Annotated in this window: 21 protein-coding genes and 1 pseudogene; 10 read left to right on the top strand and 12 right to left on the bottom strand. The window is 72.0% G+C overall.

The features are described from left to right. Positions 1–251 (top strand): annotated as a pseudogene (locus AOK03_RS36565) (bifunctional salicylyl-CoA 5-hydroxylase/oxidoreductase); the annotation flags it as partial. Positions 252–263: 12 nt separating this feature from the next. Here AOK03_RS36565 and AOK03_RS36560 read toward each other — a convergent pair. The 3 genes from AOK03_RS36560 to AOK03_RS36550 are packed head-to-tail and all read right to left on the bottom strand — an operon-like array spanning position 264 to position 3,344. Continuing rightward, positions 264–824 carry a HutD/Ves family protein gene (locus AOK03_RS36560; RefSeq protein WP_079075182.1) on the bottom strand — a complete coding sequence of 187 codons (561 nt, stop codon included), beginning with the start codon at positions 822–824 and terminating at the stop codon, positions 264–266. Between the two features lie 45 nt (positions 825–869). Further along, positions 870–1,685 (bottom strand): PaaX family transcriptional regulator, encoded by an 816-nt coding sequence (locus tag AOK03_RS36555; protein ID WP_055569692.1) that lies wholly within the window; start codon positions 1,683–1,685, stop codon positions 870–872. Between the two features lie 9 nt (positions 1,686–1,694). Beyond that, positions 1,695–3,344 carry an AMP-binding protein gene (locus AOK03_RS36550; protein ID WP_055569691.1) on the bottom strand — a complete coding sequence of 550 codons (1,650 nt, stop codon included), beginning with the start codon at positions 3,342–3,344 and terminating at the stop codon, positions 1,695–1,697. Between the two features lie 109 nt (positions 3,345–3,453). Between AOK03_RS36550 and AOK03_RS36545 the strand changes: the two genes are divergently transcribed. Both AOK03_RS36545 and AOK03_RS36540 read left to right on the top strand, forming a co-directional pair. Then, positions 3,454–4,653, top strand: a complete 1,200-nt coding sequence (locus AOK03_RS36545; protein ID WP_055569690.1) for an acyl-CoA dehydrogenase family protein — start codon at positions 3,454–3,456, stop codon at positions 4,651–4,653. Next, entirely contained in the window at positions 4,650–5,051 is a 402-nt protein-coding gene (locus AOK03_RS36540) for a RidA family protein (RefSeq protein WP_055569689.1), read from the top strand. The genes AOK03_RS36545 and AOK03_RS36540 overlap by 4 nt, the downstream gene beginning before the upstream one ends. Here AOK03_RS36540 and AOK03_RS36535 read toward each other — a convergent pair. Further along, positions 4,964–5,254 (bottom strand): DUF5133 domain-containing protein, encoded by a 291-nt coding sequence (locus AOK03_RS36535; RefSeq protein ID WP_055569688.1) that lies wholly within the window; start codon positions 5,252–5,254, stop codon positions 4,964–4,966. The genes AOK03_RS36540 and AOK03_RS36535 overlap by 88 nt on opposite strands. 218 nt (positions 5,255–5,472) lie before the next feature. On the opposite strand from AOK03_RS36535, the gene AOK03_RS36530 reads away from it, so the two are divergent. Beyond that, positions 5,473–6,219: a hypothetical protein gene (locus AOK03_RS36530; protein ID WP_055569687.1), complete on the top strand. Its 747-nt coding sequence runs from the start codon at positions 5,473–5,475 to the stop codon at positions 6,217–6,219. A gap of 53 nt (positions 6,220–6,272) precedes the next feature. On the opposite strand, the gene AOK03_RS36525 is transcribed toward AOK03_RS36530, so the two are convergent. Next, positions 6,273–7,802 carry a helix-turn-helix domain-containing protein gene (locus AOK03_RS36525; RefSeq protein ID WP_055569686.1) on the bottom strand — a complete coding sequence of 510 codons (1,530 nt, stop codon included), beginning with the start codon at positions 7,800–7,802 and terminating at the stop codon, positions 6,273–6,275. A gap of 109 nt (positions 7,803–7,911) precedes the next feature. Continuing rightward, positions 7,912–9,732 carry an amidohydrolase gene (locus tag AOK03_RS36520; RefSeq protein ID WP_341845843.1) on the bottom strand — a complete coding sequence of 607 codons (1,821 nt, stop codon included), beginning with the start codon at positions 9,730–9,732 and terminating at the stop codon, positions 7,912–7,914. A 258-nt stretch (positions 9,733–9,990) separates the two neighbouring features. Between AOK03_RS36520 and AOK03_RS36515 the strand changes: the two genes are divergently transcribed. Continuing rightward, positions 9,991–10,998, top strand: a complete 1,008-nt coding sequence (locus tag AOK03_RS36515) for a LacI family DNA-binding transcriptional regulator (RefSeq protein ID WP_055569684.1) — start codon at positions 9,991–9,993, stop codon at positions 10,996–10,998. Here the strand turns inward: AOK03_RS36515 and AOK03_RS36510 are convergent. Then, positions 10,977–11,594 (bottom strand): TetR/AcrR family transcriptional regulator, encoded by a 618-nt coding sequence (locus tag AOK03_RS36510; protein WP_055569683.1) that lies wholly within the window; start codon positions 11,592–11,594, stop codon positions 10,977–10,979. The genes AOK03_RS36515 and AOK03_RS36510 overlap by 22 nt on opposite strands. Before the next feature lie 86 nt (positions 11,595–11,680). Between AOK03_RS36510 and AOK03_RS36505 the strand changes: the two genes are divergently transcribed. From AOK03_RS36505 to acnA, 3 genes are all read left to right on the top strand, one after another. Beyond that, on the top strand, positions 11,681–12,514 hold the full coding sequence (locus tag AOK03_RS36505; RefSeq protein ID WP_244177889.1) for a class I SAM-dependent methyltransferase: 834 nt from the start codon (positions 11,681–11,683) through the stop codon (positions 12,512–12,514). Continuing rightward, on the top strand, positions 12,514–12,960 hold the full coding sequence (locus AOK03_RS36500; protein ID WP_055569681.1) for a hypothetical protein: 447 nt from the start codon (positions 12,514–12,516) through the stop codon (positions 12,958–12,960). The genes AOK03_RS36505 and AOK03_RS36500 overlap by 1 nt, the downstream gene beginning before the upstream one ends. Before the next feature lie 149 nt (positions 12,961–13,109). Beyond that, positions 13,110–15,824 (top strand): aconitate hydratase AcnA, encoded by a 2,715-nt coding sequence (acnA, locus tag AOK03_RS36495; RefSeq protein WP_055569680.1) that lies wholly within the window; start codon positions 13,110–13,112, stop codon positions 15,822–15,824. A gap of 87 nt (positions 15,825–15,911) precedes the next feature. Here acnA and AOK03_RS36490 read toward each other — a convergent pair whose 3' ends face one another. After that, positions 15,912–17,210, bottom strand: coding sequence for a flavin-containing monooxygenase (locus AOK03_RS36490; protein WP_055569679.1), 1,299 nt, complete (start codon positions 17,208–17,210; stop codon positions 15,912–15,914). A gap of 96 nt (positions 17,211–17,306) precedes the next feature. Between AOK03_RS36490 and AOK03_RS36485 the strand changes: the two genes are divergently transcribed. Continuing rightward, positions 17,307–17,825 carry a helix-turn-helix domain-containing protein gene (locus tag AOK03_RS36485; RefSeq protein WP_055569678.1) on the top strand — a complete coding sequence of 173 codons (519 nt, stop codon included), beginning with the start codon at positions 17,307–17,309 and terminating at the stop codon, positions 17,823–17,825. Here AOK03_RS36485 and AOK03_RS36480 read toward each other — a convergent pair whose 3' ends face one another. From AOK03_RS36480 to AOK03_RS36470, 3 genes are all read right to left on the bottom strand, one after another. Continuing rightward, a complete protein-coding gene (locus AOK03_RS36480) occupies positions 17,826–18,590 on the bottom strand; it encodes a hypothetical protein (RefSeq protein ID WP_055569677.1) in 765 nt (254 codons plus the stop codon). A 129-nt stretch (positions 18,591–18,719) separates the two neighbouring features. Beyond that, entirely contained in the window at positions 18,720–19,112 is a 393-nt protein-coding gene (locus tag AOK03_RS36475) for a VOC family protein (RefSeq protein WP_055569676.1), read from the bottom strand. Positions 19,113–19,244: 132 nt separating this feature from the next. Then, on the bottom strand, positions 19,245–20,597 hold the full coding sequence (locus AOK03_RS36470) for an MFS transporter (RefSeq protein WP_055569675.1): 1,353 nt from the start codon (positions 20,595–20,597) through the stop codon (positions 19,245–19,247). A gap of 316 nt (positions 20,598–20,913) precedes the next feature. Between AOK03_RS36470 and AOK03_RS36465 the strand changes: the two genes are divergently transcribed. After that, positions 20,914–22,089, top strand: a complete 1,176-nt coding sequence (locus AOK03_RS36465) for a S1 family peptidase (RefSeq protein ID WP_055569674.1) — start codon at positions 20,914–20,916, stop codon at positions 22,087–22,089. Between the two features lie 51 nt (positions 22,090–22,140). On the opposite strand, the gene AOK03_RS36460 is transcribed toward AOK03_RS36465, so the two are convergent. After that, positions 22,141–23,636: FAD-binding oxidoreductase (locus AOK03_RS36460; RefSeq protein WP_341845842.1), on the bottom strand; the 1,496-nt coding region annotated here is incomplete at its 5' end.

The raw sequence follows: 23,636 nt of genomic DNA, 5'->3' as shown, positions 1-23,636 counted from the left end.
TCCCGGTGATCACCGTCGGCGCCGTCTCCTCCTGGGACGACGTCAACTCCCTGCTCCTGGCGGGCCGCGCCGACCTCTGCGCCCTGGCCCGCCCCCACCTCTACGACCCCCACTGGACTCTGCACGCCGCCGCCGAACAGGAGTACACCGGACCGGGCGCGACCTGGCCCGCCCAGTACCGCGCGGGCAGCCGCAGGCCCCAGACCGGCCGCACGGACGCCCCCAAACAGAGGCTGAGACTGGCCGACTGAGCCGCCCCGCCCTCAGCGCGTCACGGTGATCCTGATCAGGGCCACCGTGCCCACGCCCCGGACCGTCAACGCCCCCGGGCCGTCCCGGCGTACACAGTCGAGACGGCCCAGCGAGGCCTCCCGCCCGGCCGCCCCACCGACGGCGATCCCTTCGGTGACGGCCATGACCAGCAGGGTCTCGCCCGCGGCGCACGCCGCCTCCGCCTCCTGCGCGGCGGTGACGGTGACGGTCTCCACCTGCGCCGTCGCCCGGCCCCTGCGGGTCATCACGTTCATGTTGCGCACCGCGCCCGCCGTCACCCGGCAGTCCGTCGTCGCGTCGCCGGGGAAGGCGAAGGGGCTCAGCGGCCCGACCGGCCACGCGGTCCCGTCCACGGTCAGGACCATGCCCTCGCCCTCGACCGGAGTGATCACGCGGTCGAGGCCGGGAAAGACGGAGAACGCGCCGTCCCCGGCCACGTCCGCGACGCTCACCCGCCAGTCGGTGCCGTCCGCGACCTCCCTGGTGATACCGCCGCCGTTCTTCCACGGCACACTGCGGTACGCGCTCCAGCGCAGCACGTCTGCGTCCATCCGCCGACTCCTCCCGAGCCCAGGACCACCGAATCCGGGGCCAGCCTATGCGGGGTGCACGAACCGCGCCCCGGCCTCCCGGAGCCACTCGTCGAGCGCCGCGAACACCGCCGCCGAGCGGGCGCCCGGCCAGTCCGAGGGCAGCAGAGCGGCGGGCAGACCCGGGTCGGCGTAGGGGAGCCGGCGCCAGGAGTCGAGGGCCAGGAGATGGTCGCGGTACGCCTCCTCGGGGGCCGGGGGCGTGTCCCCCCGGGCCTCCCAGGAACGCAGCACCGGCTCGTGGCGGTCCAGGAACGCCTCGTGCTGCTTGGCCAGGGAGGAGAGGTCCCACCAGCGCGCGACGGCCTCGGCCGTCGGTGCGTAGCCCAGGTGCTCGCCGCGGAACAGGTCCACGTACGAGGCGAGTTGGAGGCGTTCCAGGGTGTGCCTGGTCTCCTCGTAGAGATGGGCGGGGGCGATCCAGACGCCGGGTGCCGCCGTGCCGAAGCCGAGGCCCGCGAGGCGGGAGCGCAGCACGTGCCGCTTGTGGCGCTCGGCCTCGGGGACGGAGAAGACGGCGAGGACCCAGCCGCCCGTCGCCCGCGCGGGCGACGGGCCGTAGATGCGGCGGTCGCCGTCCTCCAGGAGCTGGCCGGCGTCGGGCGAGAGCGCGTATCCTGCCGCGCCCGCTTCCGTGCGTCCGGGCACGAGGAGACCGCGCCGCTTCAGCCGGGACACCGAGGACCGCACCGACGGCGCGTCGACGCCGACCGGCGCGAGGAGGCGCACCAGCTCGGCCACCGGGACGGGGCCGGGCGCGGCCCGGCCGTAGGCGCCGTAGAAGGTGACGATCAGGGACCGTGGAGTGTGCTGCTCGGACACGTGATCACTCTACGGGCCCGGCTCCTGCGGCGGCTGTGTCCGCAGCCGGAAGCGCTGCAGCTTCCCCGTCGCCGTCCTCGGGAGCGCGTCCAGGAAGACGATCTCGCGCGGGCACTTGTACGGCACGAGCTCGCCCTTGACGAACTCGCGCAGCCGGTCCGCGTCCGGGCGCGCTCCTTCGCGCGGGACGACGTATGCCACCACTATCTGGCCGCGCAGTTCGTCGGGGCGTCCCACGACCGCCGTCTCGGCGACGTCCGGGTGGCGCAGCAGGGCCTCCTCGACCTCGGGGCCCGCGACGTTGTACCCGGCCGAGATGATCATGTCGTCCGCGCGGGCGACATAGCGGAAGTAGCCGTCGGGGTCGCGGACGTAGGTGTCGCCCGTGACGTTCCAGCCGTGCCGCACGTACTGCAGTTGGCGGTCGTCGGCGAGGTAGCGGCAGCCCACCGGGCCGCGCACGGCGAGCAGTCCCGGTTCGCCGTCCGGCACCGGGGCGCCGGAGTCGTCGACCACGCGCGCGTGCCACCCCGGTACGGGGCGTCCCGTGGTGCCGGGCCTGATCGCGTCGTCTGCGGCGGAGATGAAGATGTGCAGCAGCTCCGTCGCGCCGATGCCGTTGATGACGCGGTGTCCGGTGCGCTGGTGCCAGGCCTGCCAGGTGGCCGCGGGGAGGTTCTCGCCGGCCGAGACGCAGCGGCGCAGCGAGGAGACGTCGTGCGCGTCGAGCTGGTCCAGCATCGTGCGGTACGCGGTGGGCGCGGTGAAGAGCACGGTGATGCCGTACCGTCCGATGGCGGGCAACAGCTGCTTGGGGCCCGCCTGTTCGAGCAGCACGGAGGAGGCGCCGAAGCGCAGCGGGAAGATGACGAGGCCGCCGAGCCCGAAGGTGAAGCCGAGCGGCGGGCTGCCCGCGAAGACGTCGTCGGGCACCGGCTTGAGGATGTGCCGCGCGAAGGTGTCGGCGATGGCGAGCACGTCGCGGTGGAAGTGCATGCAGCCTTTGGGGCGGCCCGTCGTGCCGGAGGTGAACGCGATCAGTGCGACGTCGTCGGCCGCCGTGTCCACCGCCTCGTACCGCCCTGGATGGCGGGCGGCGCGCGCGAGGAGGTCGTCGGGGCCCTCGCCGCCGTACGTGGTGACGCTCAGGCCCGGCACGCCTGCCTTGATCAGGTCGTCGACCGACCGGATGTCGCAGAGCGCGTGCCGCACCTCGGCGATCTCGCACATGGTGGCGAGCTCCTGCGAGCGCTGCTGGGCGAGGACGGTCACGGCGACCGCGCCTGCCTTCATCACCGCGAGCCAGCAGGCCGCGAGCCACGGCGTGGTGGGCCCGCGCAGCAGGACGCGCTGGCCGGGCCGTACGCCGAGTTCGCCGGTCAGCACGTGCGCGATCCGGTCGACGTGCTCCCGCAGCGTGCCGTACGTCCAGGTCTCGCCGGACGGCGCGTGGAAGGCGGGTCGCTCGGCGCCGAACCGTTCGGCGGACCGGTCGAGGAGCTCCGCGCCGCAGTTGAGGCGGTCGGGGTAGTGCAGTTCGGGCCGGTCGTGGACCAGTACGGGCCACCGTTCGCGCGGCGGGAGGTGGTCCCGGGCGAACGTGTCGACGTGGCCGGATGGTGTCAGCCCCGGGTTGGCTGGATTGCCGGTGGGTTCCATGGCGGCTCTGCCCCCTTGCCTGCCGGTCGGGCGCTGTGGTGGGCTCGCTCCATGAGCGTATCGTGATGGTGACGACAGTCAACGGTGCGCGATAAAGGAGGGGTCCGGGATGACGGCATTCTCGCTCAATCCTGAACAAACCGCCCGTTGTGCGGAGCTGCGGACACTGGCCGCCGAGCGGCTGCGCCCCCTGGCGGAGAAGGGTGAGCCCGGCCATGTGAACCGGCCGCTGGTCGCCGAGCTCGGCGAACTGGGCCTGCTGGACTGCCTGTTCGAGGAGCGGGGGGCGAGCGGGGAGCAGCCCGGGGAAGGGGCCGGTGTCCGCGCGCGGGGCGCGGGCGCCCTGGACCTCTGCCTGATGCGCGAATCCCTCGCGTACGCCTGCACGGAGGCGGAGACCGCCCTCGCCCTGCAGGGCCTCGGCGCCCACCCCGTGCACGCCCACGGCTCGGCCGCGCAGCGGGAGCGGTGGCTGCCGCCCGTCCGTGCGGGGCACGCCGTCGCGGCCTTCGCGCTCTCCGAGCCGGGCGCGGGCTCGGACGCGGCGGCCCTGAGCCTCGCGGCGGAGCGGGACGGGTCCGGCGGCTGGCGCCTCACCGGCGAGAAGTGCTGGATCTCCAACGCGCCCGAAGCCGACTTCTACAGCGTCTTCGCCCGTACGTCCCCGGGTGCGGGGTCCCGCGGCGTCACCGCGTTCCTGGTCCCCGCCGACCGCGCGGGCCTCACCGGCACACCCCTCGACATGCTCTCCCCGCACCCCATCGGCGCCCTCGCCTTCGACGGCGTGCGGGTCGACGGCGACGACGTGCTCGGCGAGGTCGACCGCGGCTTCCGGGTCGCGATGACCACCCTCAACCGGTTCCGGCCGAGCGTCGGCGCCTTCGCGGTCGGCATGGCGCAGTCCGCACTCGACGCCACGCTGGCCCACACGGCCGAACGGACCGCGTTCGGCGGCACGTTGAAGGACCTGCAGTCCGTCGGTCACCAGGTCGCCGAGATGGCCACGCGCACGGAGGCGGCCCGTCTGATGGTGTACGCGGCAGCGGCGGCGTACGACCGCGAGGGCCCGCAGAGCCCCGGCATCGCCCGGCGCGCCGCCATGGCGAAGCTCATCGCCACGGAGACCGCCCAGTACGTGGTCGACGCGGCGGTCCAGCTGCACGGCGCCCGCGCACTGCGCCGCGGCCACCTCCTCGAACACCTCTACCGCGAGGTCCGCGCGCCCCGCATCTACGAGGGCGCGAGCGAGGTCCAGCGCACCATCATCGCCAAGGAGCTGTACGCCCACCAGGAGGAGCCGCCCGCATGAGCAGCCTGCACCGCGTCAACCCCGCCGAACTCTCCCCGCCCACCGGCTTCTCGCACGCCGTCACCGCGACCGGCTCACGCCTCGTCTTCCTCGCCGGGCAGACCGCGCTGGACGGTGCGGGCAAGGTCACCGGATCGACCCTGCCCGAGCAGTTCGAGCGGGCCCTGACCAACCTCCTCACGGCCCTCCGCCACGCGGGCGGCACCCCCGCCGACCTCGCCCGCGTCACGGTCTACGCCACGGACGTCGCCGACTACCGCGCCTGCGCCCCCGAACTGGGCCGCATCTGGAAGCGGTTGGCGGGCCGCGACTATCCGGCGATGGCGGTGGTGGGCATCGTGCGGCTGTGGGACGAGGAAGCACTGGTCGAACTGGACGGGACGGCCGTGCTCGCCTGACCGCGTCCCCCTCCGGCCCGTCGACGGGCCGCGGCGAGAGCCTGCTCCAGGGAGCGGGTGCCGGTGATCACGCACAGCGTGTACGTGACGTCGTCGAGCTGTTGGCGCAGTGCGGGGTCCACCGCGGCGCGGTCCGTCTTCGCGTGGAGCGATTCGTAGCGTTCGACCAGGTCGGAGAGGACGGTGGGGTGCGCCTGCAGCATGAAAGCACTCCTGTACAGGTGTCGGTGGGGGGAACTGCTGAAGGGAACTGATGCCCCTGTTACCCCCGGTTTCCGGCGTCATGCACCGACGTTCTCCGGGAAGGCGGAATGCCCGCTACCGGGTGCAACGTACGGATCGCGGGGTAACCGGCGACGACCACGACCACTGGGGTCGTGGGCGACGGAACGTCCGAGAGTTCCGCGGAAGGGGTTACCGCGTGCGTACACGAAGGGTTTCGGGTGTCATCGGAATTACGGTGCTCACGGCGGCGCTGCTGTCGAGCTGTGGCGACAGCGACGACGGAGGCGGCTCCGACGAGCCGTTCGCCAAGGACAGCGCCGACCAGATCGCGTCCAAGGCGGTCGCGGCCACCAAGGGCGCCGATTCCATGCGCATCAAGGGCGACATGCGGCAGGACGGCAAGCCGGTGAGCCTGGACATCGCGGTCGATCAGGAGAAGAACTGCGAGGGGTCGATCGGCACCGGTGGCTCGAAGGCCGAGGTGCGGCACACGGACGGCACCTTGTACATGCGCGGCAACGAGCAGTACTGGAAGACGGCGCTGAAGAACCAGCCCGGCTCCGAGAAGGTGCTGTCCGAGGTCGCCGACAAGTGGGTCAAGATGCCCGCCGACGACGCCTCCACCGCCGGCATGTGCGACAAGCAGGGCCTGGTCGCGTCGATGGACGAGAACAAGTCCGAGCGCAAGGGCATGAAGAAGGGCGAGACGACGTCCGTCGACGGCAAGGACGCGATCGCCCTGACGAAGAAGGGCTCCGGCGGCGAGACGAACACGATGTACGTCGCCACGGAGGGCAAGCCGTACATCCTCCGCGTCACCACGAAGGGCGGCGACGCCCCCAACGACGCGACGTTCGGCGACTACGGCAAGCCCGTGAGCCCGAAGGCGCCGGGCAAGGACGAGACGGTCGACCTCAAGGAACTCGCCGCGTCGGGCGGCTAGTCGGGACCGAGAGGACCGCCGGGGCCCCACGGCCCCCGGCGGTCCCGGCCCGGTCAGATGTCCCGGAACGTCTCGATCTGCGCGCCCACCGAGTTCAGGCGCTCCGCCAGCTCCTCGTAGCCGCGGTTGATCACGTACACGTTGCGCAGCACCGACGTGCCCTCGGCCGCCATCATCGCGAGCAGCACGACCACGGCGGGGCGCAGCGCGGGCGGGCACATCATCTCGGCGGCGCGCCAGCGGGTCGGGCCCTCGACGAGCACCCGGTGCGGGTCCAGGAGCTGCAGACGGCCGCCGAGGCGGTTGAGGTCCGTGAGGTAGATCGCCCGGTTGTCGTAGACCCAGTCGTGGATCAGCGTCTTGCCCTGCGCCGCCGCCGCGATGGCCGCGAAGAAGGGGACGTTGTCGATGTTCAGGCCCGGGAACGGCATCGGGTGGATCTTGTCGATCGGCGCCTCCAGCTTGGAGGGCCGCACGGTGAGGTCGATCAGGCGCGTCCGGCCGTTGTCGGCCGGGTACTCCGCGCTGCGGTCGTGGTCGAGCCCCATCTCCTCCAGGACCGCGAGCTCGATCTCCAGGAACTCGATCGGCACCCGGCGCACCGTCAGCTCCGACTCCGTGACGACGGCGGCGGCCAGCAGGCTCATCGCCTCGACCGGGTCCTCGGAGGGGGAGTAGTCGACGTCGACGTCGATGGTGGGGACGCCGTGCACGGTCAGAGTGGTCGTGCCGATGCCCTCGACCTCGACGCCGAGCGCCTCCAGGAAGAAGCACAGGTCCTGGACCATGTAGTTCGAGGACGCGTTGCGGATGACCGTCGTGCCCGCGCTGCGCGCCGCGGCCAGCAGCGCGTTCTCGGTGACGGTGTCCCCGCGCTCGGTGAGGACGATGGGGCGGTCGGGGGCGACGTCGCGCGCCACCTCGGCGTGGTACAGCCCCTCGGTCGCCGCGATGTCCAGACCGAACCGGCGCAGCGCGATCATGTGTGGCTCGATCGTGCGGGTGCCCAGGTCACAGCCGCCCGCGTACGGCAGCTTGAAGTGGTCCATGCGGTGCAGGAGCGGGCCGAGGAACATGATGATCGAGCGGGTGCGGCGGGCCGCCTCCGCGTCGATGGCGTCCATGTCCAGCTTGGCGGGCGGCACGATCTCCAGGTCGACGCCGTCGTTGATCCAACGGGTGCGCACGCCGATGGAGTTGAGCACCTCCAGGAGGCGGTACACCTCCTCGATGCGGGCGACGCGGCGCAGCACCGTGCGGCCCTTGTTGAGGAGGGACGCACAGAGCAGCGCCACGCACGCGTTCTTGCTCGTCTTGACGTCGATGGCGCCGGAGAGCCGACGGCCGCCGACAACTCGCAGATGCATGGGGCCCGCGTACCCGAGCGAGACGATTTCACTGTCGAGAGCCTCGCCGATCCGGGCGATCATCTCAAGGCTGATGTTCTGGTTGCCGCGCTCGATGCGGTTCACGGCGCTCTGGCTGGTGCTGAGCGCCTCGGCGAGCTGCGTCTGTGTCCAGCCCCGGTGCTGCCGGGCGTCACGGATGAGCTTGCCGATGCGTACGAGGTAGTCGTCTGCCATGTGTCGCAGGTTATCTCAGATATGAGATGGCGTACGCGCTGGGGTGGGCCAGATGGGGATCGGCCGTCCGAGGGGCCTTTCCTCGCGCGCGAGTTCGGTGCGCGGGGGCTCAGCCGCAGCCGCACGAGGCATGCCGGCCGCCGTGCACCGACGCGTACGCCGTGGGCCGGGGCCCCGCCGCCGCCCGCGTCACTCGGGCGGCGGCCGCGCGTCCTGCCGACGACTCCGCGTCGTGCACCACTGTGCCCCCGACGAGCGTGAGGCGCACCTCGGAAGAGCTGATATCGGCCACCGGACACCGCGTCACATCGCGGTCGAGCAGCACGAGATCGGCTGTTTTTCCCCTCTCGACGGTGCCGGTGAGGTGGTCCGAGCGGAGTTGACGCGCGGTGCCCAGGGTGTGCATGAGCAGGGAAGACGTACGACCGATGCCTTCCTCGGCGCGGTTGAGGTCGCCCTCTCCCTCCATGCCCTCGCGGTCGATCGCGGTGCGGATCTGGTTCCAGACCTGCAGAGGGTCGACCGGCCAGTCCGAGCCACCCGCGAGCGCCGCGCGCCGCTTCTGGAGACTGCGCGCCGGGTAGAGCCGACGGTGGCGTCCGGCCCCGATGTAGGGCAGCAGGGCGTCCATGGTCCAGACGTTGCGGGTGGCCCACTGGAGCTGCATGCAGGCGACGGCGCCGAGCGCGGCGAACCGGGGGAGGTCGGCCGGATCGACCAGTTGGAGGTGGGCCGTGGTGTTGCGGAGATCACGGCGGCCGGTCTTCCGCAGGGCGTACGCGTACCCGTCGAGGGAGGTGCGCACGGCCCGGTCCCCGATGGCGTGCGCGTGCATCTGCCAGCCCGCGGCGTTGAACGCGGCGCTCAGCCGTCCGTAGTCCGCCGCCGACACGTACAGGTCGCCGCGGTGGTCGGTGGGTTTGCCCTCCTTGTCCAGGTAGGGCTCCAGCAGCGCGGCGGTCTGCGCCGGGTACTCGATGACGCCGTCGAGGAAGACCTTGATGGTTCCGAAGCGCAGTCCGCGTACGTCCTCGAAGTCCGCGCGCAGCCCGTTCGCATACGCGAGCGCGGCGGCCGGGTCCTTCGTCAGGTCGGTCTCGACGCGCAGGGCGGGCACGATGCGCTGGAGGAGGCGGCCCGACTCGGCGAGGCGCTGATAGAGCTTCAGTTCGTCGCGCCCGACCACGGCTTCCATGAAGGTGGTGATCCCGGACGCGGCGGCCTCGGCGAGCGTCTTCGCGGCGGCATCCGCCAACCGGGTCCCGTCGGGTTCAGGGATGTGCCGGGAGACGAGCGGCTGGGCGTCGTCCTTGAGTACGCCGGTCGGCTTGCCGTCCGCCCCCTTGACGATCTTGCCGCCGACGGGGTCGGGCGTGGTCGCGGTGATCTTCGCGATGTCCAGGGCGCGCTGGTTGGCCCACAGGTTGTGGCCGTCGCCGCCGCGCAGGGCGATCGGGCGGCGGGTCGGCAGGGAGTCGAGCATCGAGTGGTGCGGGGCGGTGCCGTGCGGCAGCAGCCCGACCGGGTTCCAGTCCTCCACGACCAGCCACCCGTCGGGCTCCTGGTCGGCGGAGTCCTTGAGGAACCCGGTCAGCGTCTTCCGCAGCTCCTCGACGGTCTGCTCGGCCCCCGCGAGCGAGGGGCGCAGCGAGCGGCTCGCGGCGTCCATCGGGTGGGCGTGCCCGTCGTGGATGCCGCTCATGACGGTGCCGCCCCGCGCGTCCACGACGTCGGTGTCCCGCCCGACGAAGCGCTTGACGGCGGCGTCCGTGCCGACGGCGAGGATCCGCCCGTCCCGCCCGACGGCCACGGCCTCGTGCCGGGCGCGGCTCGACGTGCCGGTGAAGACACGGGCGTTGTGCACGACGAGGGCGGCGGACCGGCGCGGGGACGAGGCGGCGGCGGGCCCGGCCGAGGCGACGATCCCCACGGCCCCCGCGGCCCCCGCGGCGGCGAGCAGACCGCGCCGGGAGAGCGGGGGAGGTGAGGACGGAGAGGCGACCGGCCGAGACCCGACGGACGGGGACACGACAGGCCGAGACCCGACCGACGGGGACACGACAGGCTGAGACACGACGGGTTCGGACACGACCACACTCCAAGGCGTAGCGGCAACGAAACGAGTGGGTGGAACCCTCGACGAGTAATCCGTTAACCAGAACCCGCCCCGGGCGACGGATTCCGTACGATGTGCCGCGTGCCAGGGCCGACTCTCGCCGACATAGCCCGCGCCGCGGAGGTCTCGACGGCGACGGTCTCGCACGCCCTCAACGGCACCGGCAGGGTCGGTGAGGCCACCCGCCGCAGGGTCCGCGAGACGGCGACCCGGCTCGGCTACGGCACACCGGGGCCGCCCCGCACCCGCACGATCGGCGTCGCGGTCACCACGTTCCCCGCCGCCTGGAACTACACGGAGATCGCCTACTTCTCACGCGCCGTCACCGCGGCCACCACCGCCGCCCACGCGCGCGGCTACGCCCTCATCACCCTCCCCGCCGACCGCGCCGCCGACGACTCCTGGCACAGCCTCGCCGTCGACGGCATGCTGATCGTGGACAGCCCGCGCGGCGACCCGATGGTCCGCGCCCTGCGCGCCCGCGGCATCCCGCTCGTCTTCGACGGCGTCCCCGGCGACCCCCGCCCCGGCGACCACTGGGTCGACAACGACCACGAGAGCGCCACCCGCGAGGTGCTCGACCACCTCGCGGCCGCCGGTGCCCGTCGCATCGCCCTGCAGTCCGGCAGCGGCGACGAGCACTACGCCCGCGCGGTGACGGCGGCGTACGAGCAGTGGTGCGCGGAGCGCGGCGCGGCCCCGCTGGTCGTGCCCTTCGACGTGGCCGACGACCAGGGGCACGCGTTCGACGCGCTGCTGCGGGACGCGGACCGCGTCGACGCCGTCTATGCCGCGTACGACCCCGGCGGCCGCCAGCTCCTGACCGCCGCGGCCCGGCACGGTCTGCGCGTCCCCGACGACCTGCGCGTGGTCTGCGCGAGCGAGGATCCCGGCTACGCGGACACGACTCCGCCCGTGACGACGGTGACCCTCGCCCCGGAGCACATGGCACACGCCGCCGTGGCGGTCCTCGTCGCCCTCATCGAGAACGACGGCACCGCGCCTTCGGGCCCGGTGCCGGTACCGGCCGGGCTCGTGGTGCGGGCGTCGTCGCGTACTCAGCCTGCTCGGCCGGGCTGAGCCGTCGCCCCGGCGAGCACCCCGGTGAGCACCGTGCCGACGACCCGGCGGACATCGGCGCCCGCGGGCGCGTCGCCCTCCCGCCCGGCGAAGAGCAGATGGCCGCTCCCGATCAGCGTGAGCCCGAGCGTCTCGGTGTCGGAGTCCGCGGTGAGACGGCCGAGGCCGCGCTCCGCCGCCAGGTAGGCGGTGATGACCGTCCCGGCCTCCGTCAGGAGGGGGATGCCCGTCGGGGTGGTTCGGCGCAGCTCGGTCCGCAGGCCGTCCCGGGCGGTGACCAGGCCGAGGACGCCCAGTGCGACCGGCCCGAACAGGTCCGTCAGCGCGGCGGCGAGGTTGTCGACGACCGTGCCCGTGCCCGCGGCCCCGCGCAGGACCGTGCCGCGCGCCTCGACCCCGGCGATGCGGTCGCGCACCAGCTCGGCGAGGAACACGTCGAAGTCGGCGAAGTGCCGGTGCAGGACCCCCTTGGCGCAGCCCGCCTCCGTGGTGACGGCGCGGCTGGTCAGCGCGTTCGGCCCCGCCCGGAGCAGGACGCGTTCGGCGGCGGCGAACAGCTGCTCGCGCACGTCACGGATGGCCACCCCTGTAGGCACGTGGGTTCCGCCCCTCTCTTGCTCCGACTTCTGCTGTTCCTGCCGCCCGGTTGACGAGTGGGCGCGTGCCCACTCAAAGTGGGCGCATGCCCACTATCCCTGAGAGCGAGCCGCACCGGCACCGTCGGATGGCCGAATCCTTCGGCGTGGACGCCGAGCGTTACGACCGGTCCAGGCCCCGTTACCCCGAAGCCCTGGTCGCACGCGTCGTCGCGGCCGCCCCGGGGGCCGCCGTCCTCGACGTCGGCTGTGGCACCGGCATCGTCGCCCGGCAGTTCCTGGCGGCGGGGTGTTCCGTGCTCGGCGTCGAGCCGGACGGGCGGATGGCGGACCGGGCGCGGCGGCTCGGGGTCACGGCCGAGGTCGCGACGTTCGAGGAGTGGGACCCGGCGGGCCGGGAGTTCGACGCGGTGGTCGCGGGGCAGGCCTGGCACTGGGTCGACCCGGCCGCGGGAGCCGCCAAGGCGGCGCGGGTGCTGCGGCCCGGCGGCTGCCTCGTCGCCTTCTGGAACGTGCATGAGCCGCCGCCCGCGATAGCGGAGGCCTTCGCCGATGCCTACGAACGGGTGGCCCCCGACTCGCCGGTCTCCGTCCGCGGCACGCCGGAGCGGGCCAGGGACGGTCACGGGCCGCTGCTCGCGAAGGCGGCCGACGGAATCCGCGCCGCGGGCGCGTTCGCCGCCCCCGAGGAGTGGCGCTTCGGCTGGGAGACGACGTACACACGGGACGCGTGGCTGGACCAGCTGCCGACCCAGGGCGTCCTCACGCGCCTCGCGCCGGACGCGGTCGCCGAGGTCCTCGAAGCCGTCGGCACGGCCGTCGACGCGCTGGGCGGCAGCTTCACCATGCGGTACGTGACGGTGGCGGTCGCCGCGGAGCGGGCCGGTCGTCCGGGCGAGATGCGGAACGGAGTCGTCTGATGCCGGTGAACGGCCTCGTGCTGCACATCGACCGCGACAGGGTCCATGCGGGAGACGATGACGTCCCGCCGCACCACATGATCGGTGAGACCCGTGTCGTGCCCGGGGGCGTCACCATCGGTGAGGCCGTCGCCGCCCTCACCCACGGCCCTGACCGCTACCGCCTGGCCTCTGTGGCGGGAGGGGCGACCTGGACGCTGTACGGGGGTCCGGGCGCCGAGAGACCCTTTGCCGACCATGCCGTCGCGCTCGCTGTCATCGCGGAGCCATGCCGGTCCGGGAAGCCGGGGCTGCTGGTCGATCCGGATCTGGCGCTGTCCTGCCTGGCGGGCGCGGACGGGAGCGTGGAGCTCCATTTCCGCTACCTCCACGACGACGACCCGGAACAGGCATCGCAACGGGGGACACCAGGGCGTGCCTCGTCGTACCCAGGGGTCATGTACTAGAGTTATCTCGACATCGAGATATCTGCCGAGGCGCACCAGAAGCCGCCACCCGGTAAGGGTTACCTAACTAAGCCTTACCTTAGCGGACCGACGAGGAGTCGTGGCGGCAGGATGTACGGAACGCGCGAAAAAATCTGAAGGAGACTGTCGTGTCGGCGAACAGCTTCGACGCCCGCAGCACGCTGCGCGTGGGCGACGAGTCGTACGAGATCTTCAAGCTGGACAAGGTCGAGGGCTCCGCACGCCTTCCCTACAGCCTGAAGGTGCTGCTGGAGAACCTGCTCCGTACCGAGGACGGCGCGAACATCACCGCCGACCACATCCGCGCGCTCGGCAACTGGGACTCCCAGGCTCAGCCGTCGCAGGAGATCCAGTTCACGCCGGCCCGCGTGATCATGCAGGACTTCACCGGAGTCCCCTGCGTCGTGGACCTCGCCACCATGCGTGAGGCCGTGAAGGAGCTCGGCGGCGACCCGGCGAAGGTCAACCCGCTCTCCCCGGCCGAGCTGGTCATCGACCACTCCGTCATCGCCGACAAGTTCGGCACGAAGGACGCCTTCGGCCAGAACGTCGAGCTGGAGTACGGCCGCAACAAGGAGCGCTACCAGTTCCTGCGCTGGGGCCAGACCGCGTTCGACGACTTCAAGGTCGTCCCCCCGGGCACCGGCATCGTCCACCAGGTCAACATCGAGCACCTGGCGCGCACGGTCATGGTCCGCAACGGCCAGGCCTACCCCGACACGCTGGTCGGCACCGACTCGCACACCACGATGGTCAACGGCCTGGGCGTCCTGGGCTGGGGCGTCGGTGGCATCGAGGCCGAGGCCGCGATGCTGGGCCAGCCGGTCTCGATGCTCATCCCGCGCGTCGTCGGCTTCAAGCTGACCGGCGAGCTGAAGCCGGGCACCACCGCCACCGACCTGGTGCTCACCATCACCGAGATGCTGCGCAAGCACGGCGTCGTCGGCAAGTTCGTCGAGTTCTATGGTGAGGGCGTCGCCGCCACCTCCCTCGCGAACCGCGCCACGATCGGCAACATGTCGCCGGAGTTCGGCTCCACCGCCGCGATCTTCCCGATCGACGGCGAGACGCTGAACTACCTCAAGCTCACCGGCCGCTCCGAGCAGCAGGTCGCGCTCGTCGAGGCGTACGCCAAGGAGCAGGGCCTCTGGCTCGACCCGGCCGCCGAGCCCGACTTCTCGGAGAAGCTGGAGCTCGACCTCTCCACGGTCGTTCCGTCGATCGCCGGTCCGAAGCGTCCGCAGGACCGCATCGTCCTCGCCAACGCCTCGCAGCAGTTCGCGCTCGACGTGCGCAACTACGTCTCCACCGCCGACGAGGCGGGCGAGGAGTCCTTCCCGGCCTCCGACGCCCCGGCCACCACCAACGGCGTCCCGTCGAACCCGACCACGGTCACCGCCCCCGACGGCTCGACCTACGAGATCGACCACGGTGCGGTGACGGTCGCGGCCATCACCTCCTGCACCAACACGTCGAACCCGTACGTGATGGTCGCCGCCGCGCTCGTCGCGAAGAAGGCCGTGGAGAAGGGTCTGACGCGGAAGCCCTGGGTCAAGACCACCCTCGCCCCGGGCTCCAAGGTCGTCACCGACTACTTCGACAAGGCGGGGCTCACCCCCTACCTCGACAAGGTCGGCTTCAACCTCGTCGGCTACGGCTGCACCACCTGCATCGGCAACTCGGGCCCGCTGCCCGAGGAGGTCTCGAAGGCCGTCAACGACCACGACCTCGCGGTCACCTCGGTCCTCTCCGGCAACCGGAACTTCGAGGGCCGCATCAACCCCGACGTCAAGATGAACTACCTCGCGTCCCCGCCGCTGGTCGTCGCGTACGCCATCGCGGGTTCGATGAAGGTCGACATCACGACCGAGGCGCTCGGCACCGACCAGGACGGCAACCCGGTCTTCCTCAAGGACATCTGGCCCTCCGAGGCCGAGGTCAACGACGTCGTCGCCAACTCCATCGGCGAGGACATGTTCAACAAGTCCTACTCCGACGTCTTCGCGGGCGACGCCCAGTGGCAGGCGCTGCCGATCCCGACCGGCAACACCTTCGAGTGGGACAGCGAGTCGACGTACGTCCGCAAGCCCCCGTACTTCGAGGGCATGGCGCACGAGCCGTCCCCCGTCGAGGACATCGCGGGCGCCCGCGTCCTCGCCAAGCTGGGCGACTCGGTCACCACCGACCACATCTCGCCCGCCGGTGCGATCAAGGCCGACACCCCGGCCGGCAAGTACCTCACCGAGCACGGCGTGCAGCGCCGCGACTTCAACTCCTACGGCTCGCGCCGCGGCAACCACGAGGTCATGATTCGCGGCACGTTCGCGAACATCCGCCTGCGCAACCAGCTCGCGCCGGGCACCGAGGGCGGCTTCACCCGTGACTTCACCCAGGCCGACGGCCCGGTGTCGTTCATCTACGACGCCTCGCGCAACTACATCGAGCAGGGCACCCCGCTCGTCATCCTGGGCGGCAAGGAGTACGGCTCCGGCTCGTCCCGCGACTGGGCCGCCAAGGGCACCGCGCTCCTCGGCGTCAAGGCCGTCATCACCGAGTCGTACGAGCGCATCCACCGCTCGAACCTCATCGGCATGGGCGTCCTGCCGCTCCAGTTCCCGGAGGGCCAGAACGCCGACTCCCTCGGCCTGACCGGCGAGGAGACCTTCTCCTTCACCGGCGTGACCGAGCTGAACAACGGCACGACCCCCCGCACGGTGAAGGTCACCACCGACACCGGTGTCGAGTTCGACGCGGTCGTCCGCATCGACACCCCCGGTGAGGCGGACTACTACCGCAACGGCGGCATCATGCAGTACGTGCTGCGCAGCCTGATCCGCAAGTAAGCGGTCGGGCAGGGCAGTCGAGGGCCGCACCGCCGGGCATGTCCCGGGGGTGCGGCCCTCGCCGCGTTCTTGGTCACACGGTCGTGCTCACCTCGTGACCAGCGACTCCGACGAGCCCGAGCGCATGACGTGGTCGACGTGGATCAGCCGGGCGAGGGCCCGGCCGTTCTCCACGTTCGCCGAGATGCCCACCGGGACCACGTAGTTCCCGTCGGGGAGCCCGGCGTAGTACAGGCCGGGGAGCACTCCGAGGAGGCCCTTCTCCTGGATCGGCGCCCCGTTCCCGTCCAGCACGTGGCGCGGCAGGATGCGGTAGTCGGGGCCGAATCCGGTGCACCAGACGATCGTCGTGATGCCGTGGTGCGCCAGGTCGAGCCGTTCGCCGAAGTCGGCGACGTGCTCCATGGGGACCTCGGGGGCGGGCTTCTCCTCCGGCGCCACGAAGCCCCGTCGGCGGATGCGGTCGTCGATCTCGGCGACGGCGTACCGGAAGGAGCGGGCGGACTCCTCGGCGACGGCGACGACGTTGTCCTTGAGGAGCAGTGTCCCGCCGTCGGCCGCCCGCACGGAGCCGACCAGGGTGACGCCCCGCGCGGCCAGGGTGCCGACGTTGAGGTCCTCGCGCTTGTCCCGCACGGCGGTCACCGGCAGGCCGGGCAGCACGGGGCCGCCGTCGCCGCCCACGGTCCCGAAGTCGTCGTACAGGGAGAGCGCCGACAGCCATTCGAGCAGGCCGCGGCCGCGGTAGTGGCGCGGCCACGCGCGGTGCCGCCCGACCGACAGGAAGGTGCGCCGTCCCGCGCTCACCAGCTCGTGCGCGATCTGCTGGCCGCTGATGCCCGCGCCGACCACGAGGACCGCGCCGTCCGGCAGGGCCGCGGGATTGCGGTAATAGCGGGAGTGCAGCTGGTGGACGGCCGGGTCGACGTCGGTGGCGAGGGCGGGGGTGCGGGGCGCCGCGTAGCCGCCCACCGCCATGACCAGGTTGCGGGACTCGACGGTGCCCCCGGCGGACAGGTGCGTCCTGAACCTCACCTCGTCGTGGTCCGTGGCGTCCGGCAGGCACTCGACCTCCCGGACGGAGGTGTGTTCGCGCACCTGCAGTCCCCGCTCTTTTGTGTAGCGACGCAGGCGCTCGGCCAGCTCCGGCCCGGACATGAACCCGTCGGGGTCGTCGCCGTCGTACTCCAGGCCGGGAAAACGGACCGATCGGTTCCCGCTGCCGACCAGCAGGCTGTCCCACCGCTCGTGCGCCCAGGCCTGACCGATCTCCGCCCGCTCCAGAACGAGCGCCTCGTGCCCCAGCTCCTGCAGCGCCGCGGCCGCGCCGCATCCTTGCTGCCCGGCGCCGACGACGACGGTCTCCACGTACTCCACTGCTGTCATGACAGAACCCCTCTGCGCTGCCGCGGGAACACGGCTACTTAGGTTTACCTAAGTAAGACCTTGCCTCCTCAAGTCGACTTGATGTCAACTGAGTTCATGACACGGCGACATGCGGTCCACATCGGTGAAGCGGCGGCCCTGTACGGCCTGGCGCCGTCGACGGTGCGGTGGTGGGAGCAGCAGGGCGTGCTCAACCCGCCCGCCCGCGACGGCGGGAAACGGCTCTACGGCGACACCGACCTGCGCCGCCTCGGCCTCGCCTATCTGTGCTGCGTGGTCGGCCGGATGCCGCTGGACCAGGCCGCCGTCGTCACCTCGGGAAAGGCCGCACGTGACGACTGGCAGGAGGCCATCGACGCCCAACTCGTGCGCCTGGAGCAGACGATCGCGGAGTTGGAGGCGGCCCGGGGATATCTCCGCCACGCGTTGAACTGCACGAGCGACGACATCGCGGGGAGCTGCACCATCATGGACGCCGAGCTGACCGCGCGCACCCCGCGCGGGCGCTTCCCGGACTCCGACCTGGTCACCGCCGCCCGCACGGCCCGTGGGCACGCGGAGGGGGGCGGGCCGCCGCGTGACGAGAACGCGGCGGCCCGCCCCCGGCTCGGGTGATCAGCTCAGCGGGATGTTCTTCACTGCCGACAGCAGCGGGATGAGCACGTAGTCGCCGTTGCCGGCGCCGCAGTCCGGGTTCGTCTCCTGGGTGTCGGAGATCTTCGTGCCCGTCGTGTACCGCTTGTCCGGGGCGGGCACCACGCTCGTCATGTGGCTCTTGAGCCGCTCCGAGTAGTACACGCACTGGTGCAGGTTGAGGTAGCGGCCCGCGGTCAGGTCCAGGGGCAGGGAGCCCGAGAGGCCGGGGTTGGGCACGTGGTTGCCGTTGCCGGGACCGCAGGTGGGCGAGGTCTCCTTGGTGTTCGAGACCTTCGTGCCGGTGGAGTAGCGTCCGTCGCCGCTCGGCGTCACCAGGGTGGTGAAGCGGTCGGTGCTCGCGCTCCGGTAGTAGTCGCACTGCTGGAGGTTGAGGTAGCGCCCGGTGCCGAGGTTCAGCGCCTTGACCCCGTGCAGGAGCGGTACGGGTACGTGCACGCCGTTCCCCGCGCCGCAGGCCGCCGTGGTGTCGGCGGTGGCGGAGTGCTTGGTGCCGGTGGAGTAGCGTCCGTCGCCGCTCGGCGTCACGAAGGTGTTGAAGTGGTCGTCGAGGCTGCTCGAGTAGTACGCGCACTGGTGCAGGTTCAGATAGCCGGAGGCGGCGGCCCCGGACTCCCCGCTCCGCGTCGATCCCGACGCCTGCGCCCCCGTGCCCACAGCGGCCGCCAGGCCGATCGTCACGGCGAGCACCGGGCGCCACAGGCGGCCGCTGGTCCATCGCGTCATGTCGTGGTTCTCCTCTCCCTGTGCGGGACGCTCAGGGCGCGCCCCGCACCTCGGACCACGAAGTTCCCAGGAGAACGCGGGGGCGGGTATCCCCGGATCTGGGGATACCCGCCCCCGCGGGAGTCGTGCTTACCGCTGCGGCCAGCCGCCGTACGGCACGGTGATGAGCTCCATCGCGTGCCCCGCCGGATCCAGGAAGTACACGCCCCGGCCGCCGTCGTTGCGGTTGATCCCGCCCGGCTGCTTCTGGTGCGGGTCGGCCCAGTGCTCGATGCCGCGCGTCCTGATCTTTTCGTACGCCGCTTCGAACTCCGCCTCCGAGACGAGGAAGGCGTAGTGCTGCGGGGTGATCGACCCGGCGGGGACGGCGGCGAAGTCGAGGGTGACCGAGTTGCTGAGGACCACCGCGATGAACGGGCCCCATTCCTGGGCGATTTCGAGGCCCAGCAGCTCCGCGAAGAACTCCGCGGACTCCCGGTTGTCCCGGGCATGGACGATCGTGTGATTCAACTGAACTGACAAGGAATGCCTCCACAAGGCATCTCCCGACACCTCCATGCCTCACCCAGCCGGTGACCGGCACGCGATGTCGCCGTGGATCTTAGGCACGACGACATCGCGCTGTCGAGCGGGCTCCGCGGTCTCGTCCATGGACTACTTCTTGCGGAGGGCCAGGAGCACGCCCGCCGCCGCGACCAGCACCCCGACCGTCGCCCACCCGAACGCGAGCCGGAAGTCGGCCACTTGGGCCGCGCCCGTGAACGAGCCGCCCACCAGGACCGAGAGGCCGAGCGAGCCGCCCAGCTGGTCGACCGAGCGCTGGACGCCGGAGGCGGTGCCCGCGTCCGCCTCGGTCACGTCGGACAGGGCCGCGTTCTGCAGGGCGATCAGACCGATGCCCATGCCCGCGGCGACGGCGACCATGCCGGGCAGGACGTCCACCCACAGGCTGCCGCGGTCGGGCAGTCGCGCCAGCAGGGCGAGGCCCGCGGCGGTCAGGAGCAGGCCCGCCACCGCCGCGTACGCCGTGCCGAGTGCCTGGACGACCCGGCCCACCACCGCCATCGCGACCAGGAGCGAGGCGCAGAACGGCAGGTAGGCCAGCCCGGCCTGGAGCGGGGTCAGTCCGAGGACGTCCTGGAGGTAGAGGGTCGCCAGGAAGAAGGTCGTGGAGAGGCCCGCACTGAGCAGGACCGTCGCCGCGTTCGCGACCGTGCGCGTGCGGTGCGCGAAGAAGCCGAGCGGCACGAGCGGGTTCTTCGCGCACCGCTCGACGGCCACGAAGGCGCCGAGGAGCGCGCATCCGGCGAGCGCCGCGGGCACGGAGTGGCGCAGCACGCCGAACACCAGGAGCAGGGGTCCGGCGGTGAGGAGCGCCGCGCCGGGCAGATCGAGGCGGCGTCCGGCCAGGCCCCTCCGCCGCGGCCCGTCCGGCCCGACGAGCGCCGGGGTGGCCAGGAGCACGACCGCGGCGACCGGCACGTTGATGCCGAAGATCCAGCGCCAGTCGAGGAGTTGGACGATCGCGCCGGACAGCAGGACGCCGACGACGAGGCCGCTCGCGGAGATCGCGCCCCAGATGCCGAGCGCCTTGGCCCGCTCGTCGGGGGCCGGGTAGAGGAGCGCGATCAGCGACATCGCCGCGGGCGAGGCGAGCGCCTCGCCCGCGCCCTGTGCGAAGCGGGCGGCGATCAGCGCCTCCAGGTTCGGTGCGAGCCCGGCAGCCAGGGACGCGAGGGCGAAGAGCGCGGCGCCGAGCAGGAACATCCGCCGCCTGCCCAGCAGATCGGTGAGCCGCCCGCCGAGCAGCAGCAGCCCGCCGCCGACGACGGTGTAGCCGGTGACGACCCAGGACAGGGAGCTCGTCCCGGCGTGGAAGTGCGCCCCGATGGTGGGGACCGCGACGTTCACGACGGTGACGTCGATGGCGATGAGGAACTGGAGGAGGGAGAGCAGGGTGAGGGTGAGGGCGCGGCGATCGCGCGCAGGGGTGTGCGTGTTCTTCACGAGGTGGGCACTCCAGATCGGCCCCGGGCCGGCCGGTGGGCGGCGGGGGCGGAGGAAGACGGACGCTTCCGTGCCACGGGCCCGCGCGGAGGCGGGCGGGGCACCTGGAGTCACTTGGTCACGGACACGTGGGGGACGGTAGCCGACGGGGTGGCGGCGGCGCACCTGATTTGACGGCGGGCCCGACGCCCGTGACAGGTCTGGACTTGTCCGCGCAGGCTCTCTACGCTCAGCCGCACCATCACGCACTGAGAGCGCTCTCAATAGTTCAACTCTGTTCCACCCCACCCACGTTGGAACGACGAGAGGACACCCTGTGAGACGCAAGACCAGCGCACGCCTCGGCCTGTCCGCCTGCATACTGGCGGCCGCCTGCGCGGGCACCGCCCTCGTGCCCGCCGCGGCCGCCGACCCCGGCACCACCTCATCCGGCTCCGACAAGGCCCTCGCCTCCGACGGCCTTCTCCGGGCCATGGAACGTGACCTCGGCCTTTCGCCCGCCGCCGCCCGCGAGCGGCTCGCCGACGAGAAGCAGGCCGTCAAGGTCGAGCGCGCGGCGCGGAAGGCGGCCGGGCACGCGTACGGCGGGGCCTGGTTCGACGCCGGGAGCGGGCGGCTCACCGTCGCCCTGACCGGGCGCGGGGCCGCCGCCGACGTACGCGGGACCGGCGCCGACGTCCGGTTCGTCGAGCACAGTGCCGCCGAGCTGGACGCGGCGAAGGTGCGCGTCGACAAGTTCGCCGAGAAGGCCAAGGCGCCGCAGGGTGTGGCGAGTTGGCGGGTCGACGCCAAGGCCAACCGGGTCGTCGTCGACGTCGTCGAAGGACACCGCGCCGACAACGATGTCACCTCATTCCTGAAGCGCGTCCGCGCCACCGCCCCCCTGCGCGTGGACACCGTCCCCCAGGGCCCGAGCACCTTCGCCGCCGGAACCGTCGGCGGCGACCCGTACTACACCGGCAACGTCCGGTGCTCCATCGGCTTCTCCGTGCAGGGCGGCTTCGTCACGGCCGGACACTGCGGCCAGGCGGGCGCGGGTGTGCGTGGCTGGGACGGCTCCAACATCGGTTCGTTCCAGGGCTCTTCGTTCCCCGACAACGACTACGCCTGGGTGTCCGTCGGCAACGGCTGGTGGACCGTGCCCGTCGTGCTCGGCTGGGGCACCATCCCCGACCGGCTGGTCAAGGGCTCCGCGGAGATGCCCGTCGGCACGTCGATCTGCCGCTCCGGTTCCACCACGAAGTGGCACTGCGGGAATCTTCTCGCCAAGAACGAGACCGTCAACTACTCGGGCGGCGCCGTCGTCCACCAGCTGACCAAGACCAGCGTCTGCGCCGAGGGCGGTGACTCGGGCGGCTCGTTCATCAGCGGCGACCAGGCCCAGGGCGTCACGTCCGGCGGCTGGGGCAACTGCAGCAGCGGTGGCGAGACGTGGTTCCAGCCGGTGAACGAGATCCTTCAGCGGTACAACCTGCGGCTCCACACCGCCTGACCGAGGGCGCGCCCGGCGGATCGGTCCGACCGCCGGGCGCACCACGTCCGCCTACCGGGCCGGACGGATCGACAGCCGGTGCCGGAACTCGTCGCGCGGGTCGTACTTCGCCTTCACCCGCTGCAGACGCGGGTAGTTGTCCTTGTAGTAGAGCGTGTACCAGGGCACGCCCGACGTGTTCTGCTCCGGGTCGGCCAGGTCCGCGTCCGGGTAGTTGATGAACGCCCCGTCGCTGACCGCGCCCGGCACCGGGACGCCGCCGCTGTCGGCGTACACCCCGCGGTACAGCGAGCGCACCCACTCGATCTGGCGGTCCCCGTCCTGCGTCTCCACGTCCCAGCCCGCCATGTAGACGGCCTTCAGGATGGAGTCGCGCTGGGCGACGGCGGTCGCGTCGGGTGCGACCTTGCGGGCCGCGCCGCCGTACGCGACCAGCCACAGCGTGCCGCTGATGCGCCGGGCCGGGTCGTCGGACGGCCGCAGGTGCTCGTGCAGGACGTCGAGCTGCCGGTCCGTGAAGGTCTTCCGCAGGTACGCGCTCTTGACCTTGAACGGCGACGACCTGGTGTCCGTGATGGAGGTCAGGGCGTTCAGCCACGACAGCGGCGGCCTGCGGATCGCGGGCTCGGCGCCCACGCCCCGGCCGACGGCCGCGATGTAGTCGTCGACGAGCCGCTGCGCGCCGGGCACGGCCGCGTCGATCACACCGGCCAGGACGGCGCCGGAGCCCGCCGCCTGGGTGGTGTTGACCATCAGCACGCTGAACAGGTGCGCGTACGGCGAGTCGGGATCGCTGTTGCGCTCGCACCACTGCCCGTGGTTGCGCATGAGGGTCTTGAAGTCCCGCGCGTCGAGGTCCTTCCACGTCCACCCGGCCCGGAAGGCGAGGAAGGAGGCGGGGGCCTTCGGCAGCAGTTTGGTCGGGTCGTCGCCGCGGGCGCCCGGGGTGCGGAACCAGTACCGCGTCACGATGCCGAAGTTGCCGCCGCCCGCGCCGGTGTGCGCCCACCACAGGTCGTGGTGCGGGGTGTCGGGGTCGCGCTCGGCGATGACGGCACGCGCGGTGCCGTCCTCGTCCACGACGACGACTTCGAGCGCGTGCAGGTGGTCCACGGAGACGCCGTCGCGCCGCGACATCACGCCGTAGCCGCCGCCGACGACGTGGCCGCCGATGCCGACCTCGGCGGTCGCGCCCGCCGGGATCGTCACGCCCCAGCCGACGAACAGCTCGCGGTACACCTCGGCGAGCTGCGCGCCGGGCTCCACGCAGAAGGCCCGCCGCTCGGCGTCGTACGAGATCTCGCGCATCGGCGACATGTCGATGACGGCCTTGATGTCCGGGTGGTCGACGAAGTCCTCGAAGCAGTGGCCGCCGCTGCGTGCGGCGATGCGCTTGCCCTGGCGCACGGCGTGCTGCACGGCGTCGACGACCTCGGCGGTGGAGTGGACCACGCGGAAGTAGTCGGGCCTGCCGATGAAGCGGGCGTTGCAGCCGCGCTGGGTGAGGGAGAGGTAGCGGGTGTCGTCGGGGCCGATGGGGGTGGTGG

Source organism: Streptomyces atriruber, assembly GCF_001418325.1.
GTDB lineage: Bacteria > Actinomycetota > Actinomycetes > Streptomycetales > Streptomycetaceae > Streptomyces > Streptomyces atriruber.
Note: the sequence above shows the minus strand (reverse complement) of the source record. Positions and strands in the feature narration are given on the sequence as shown.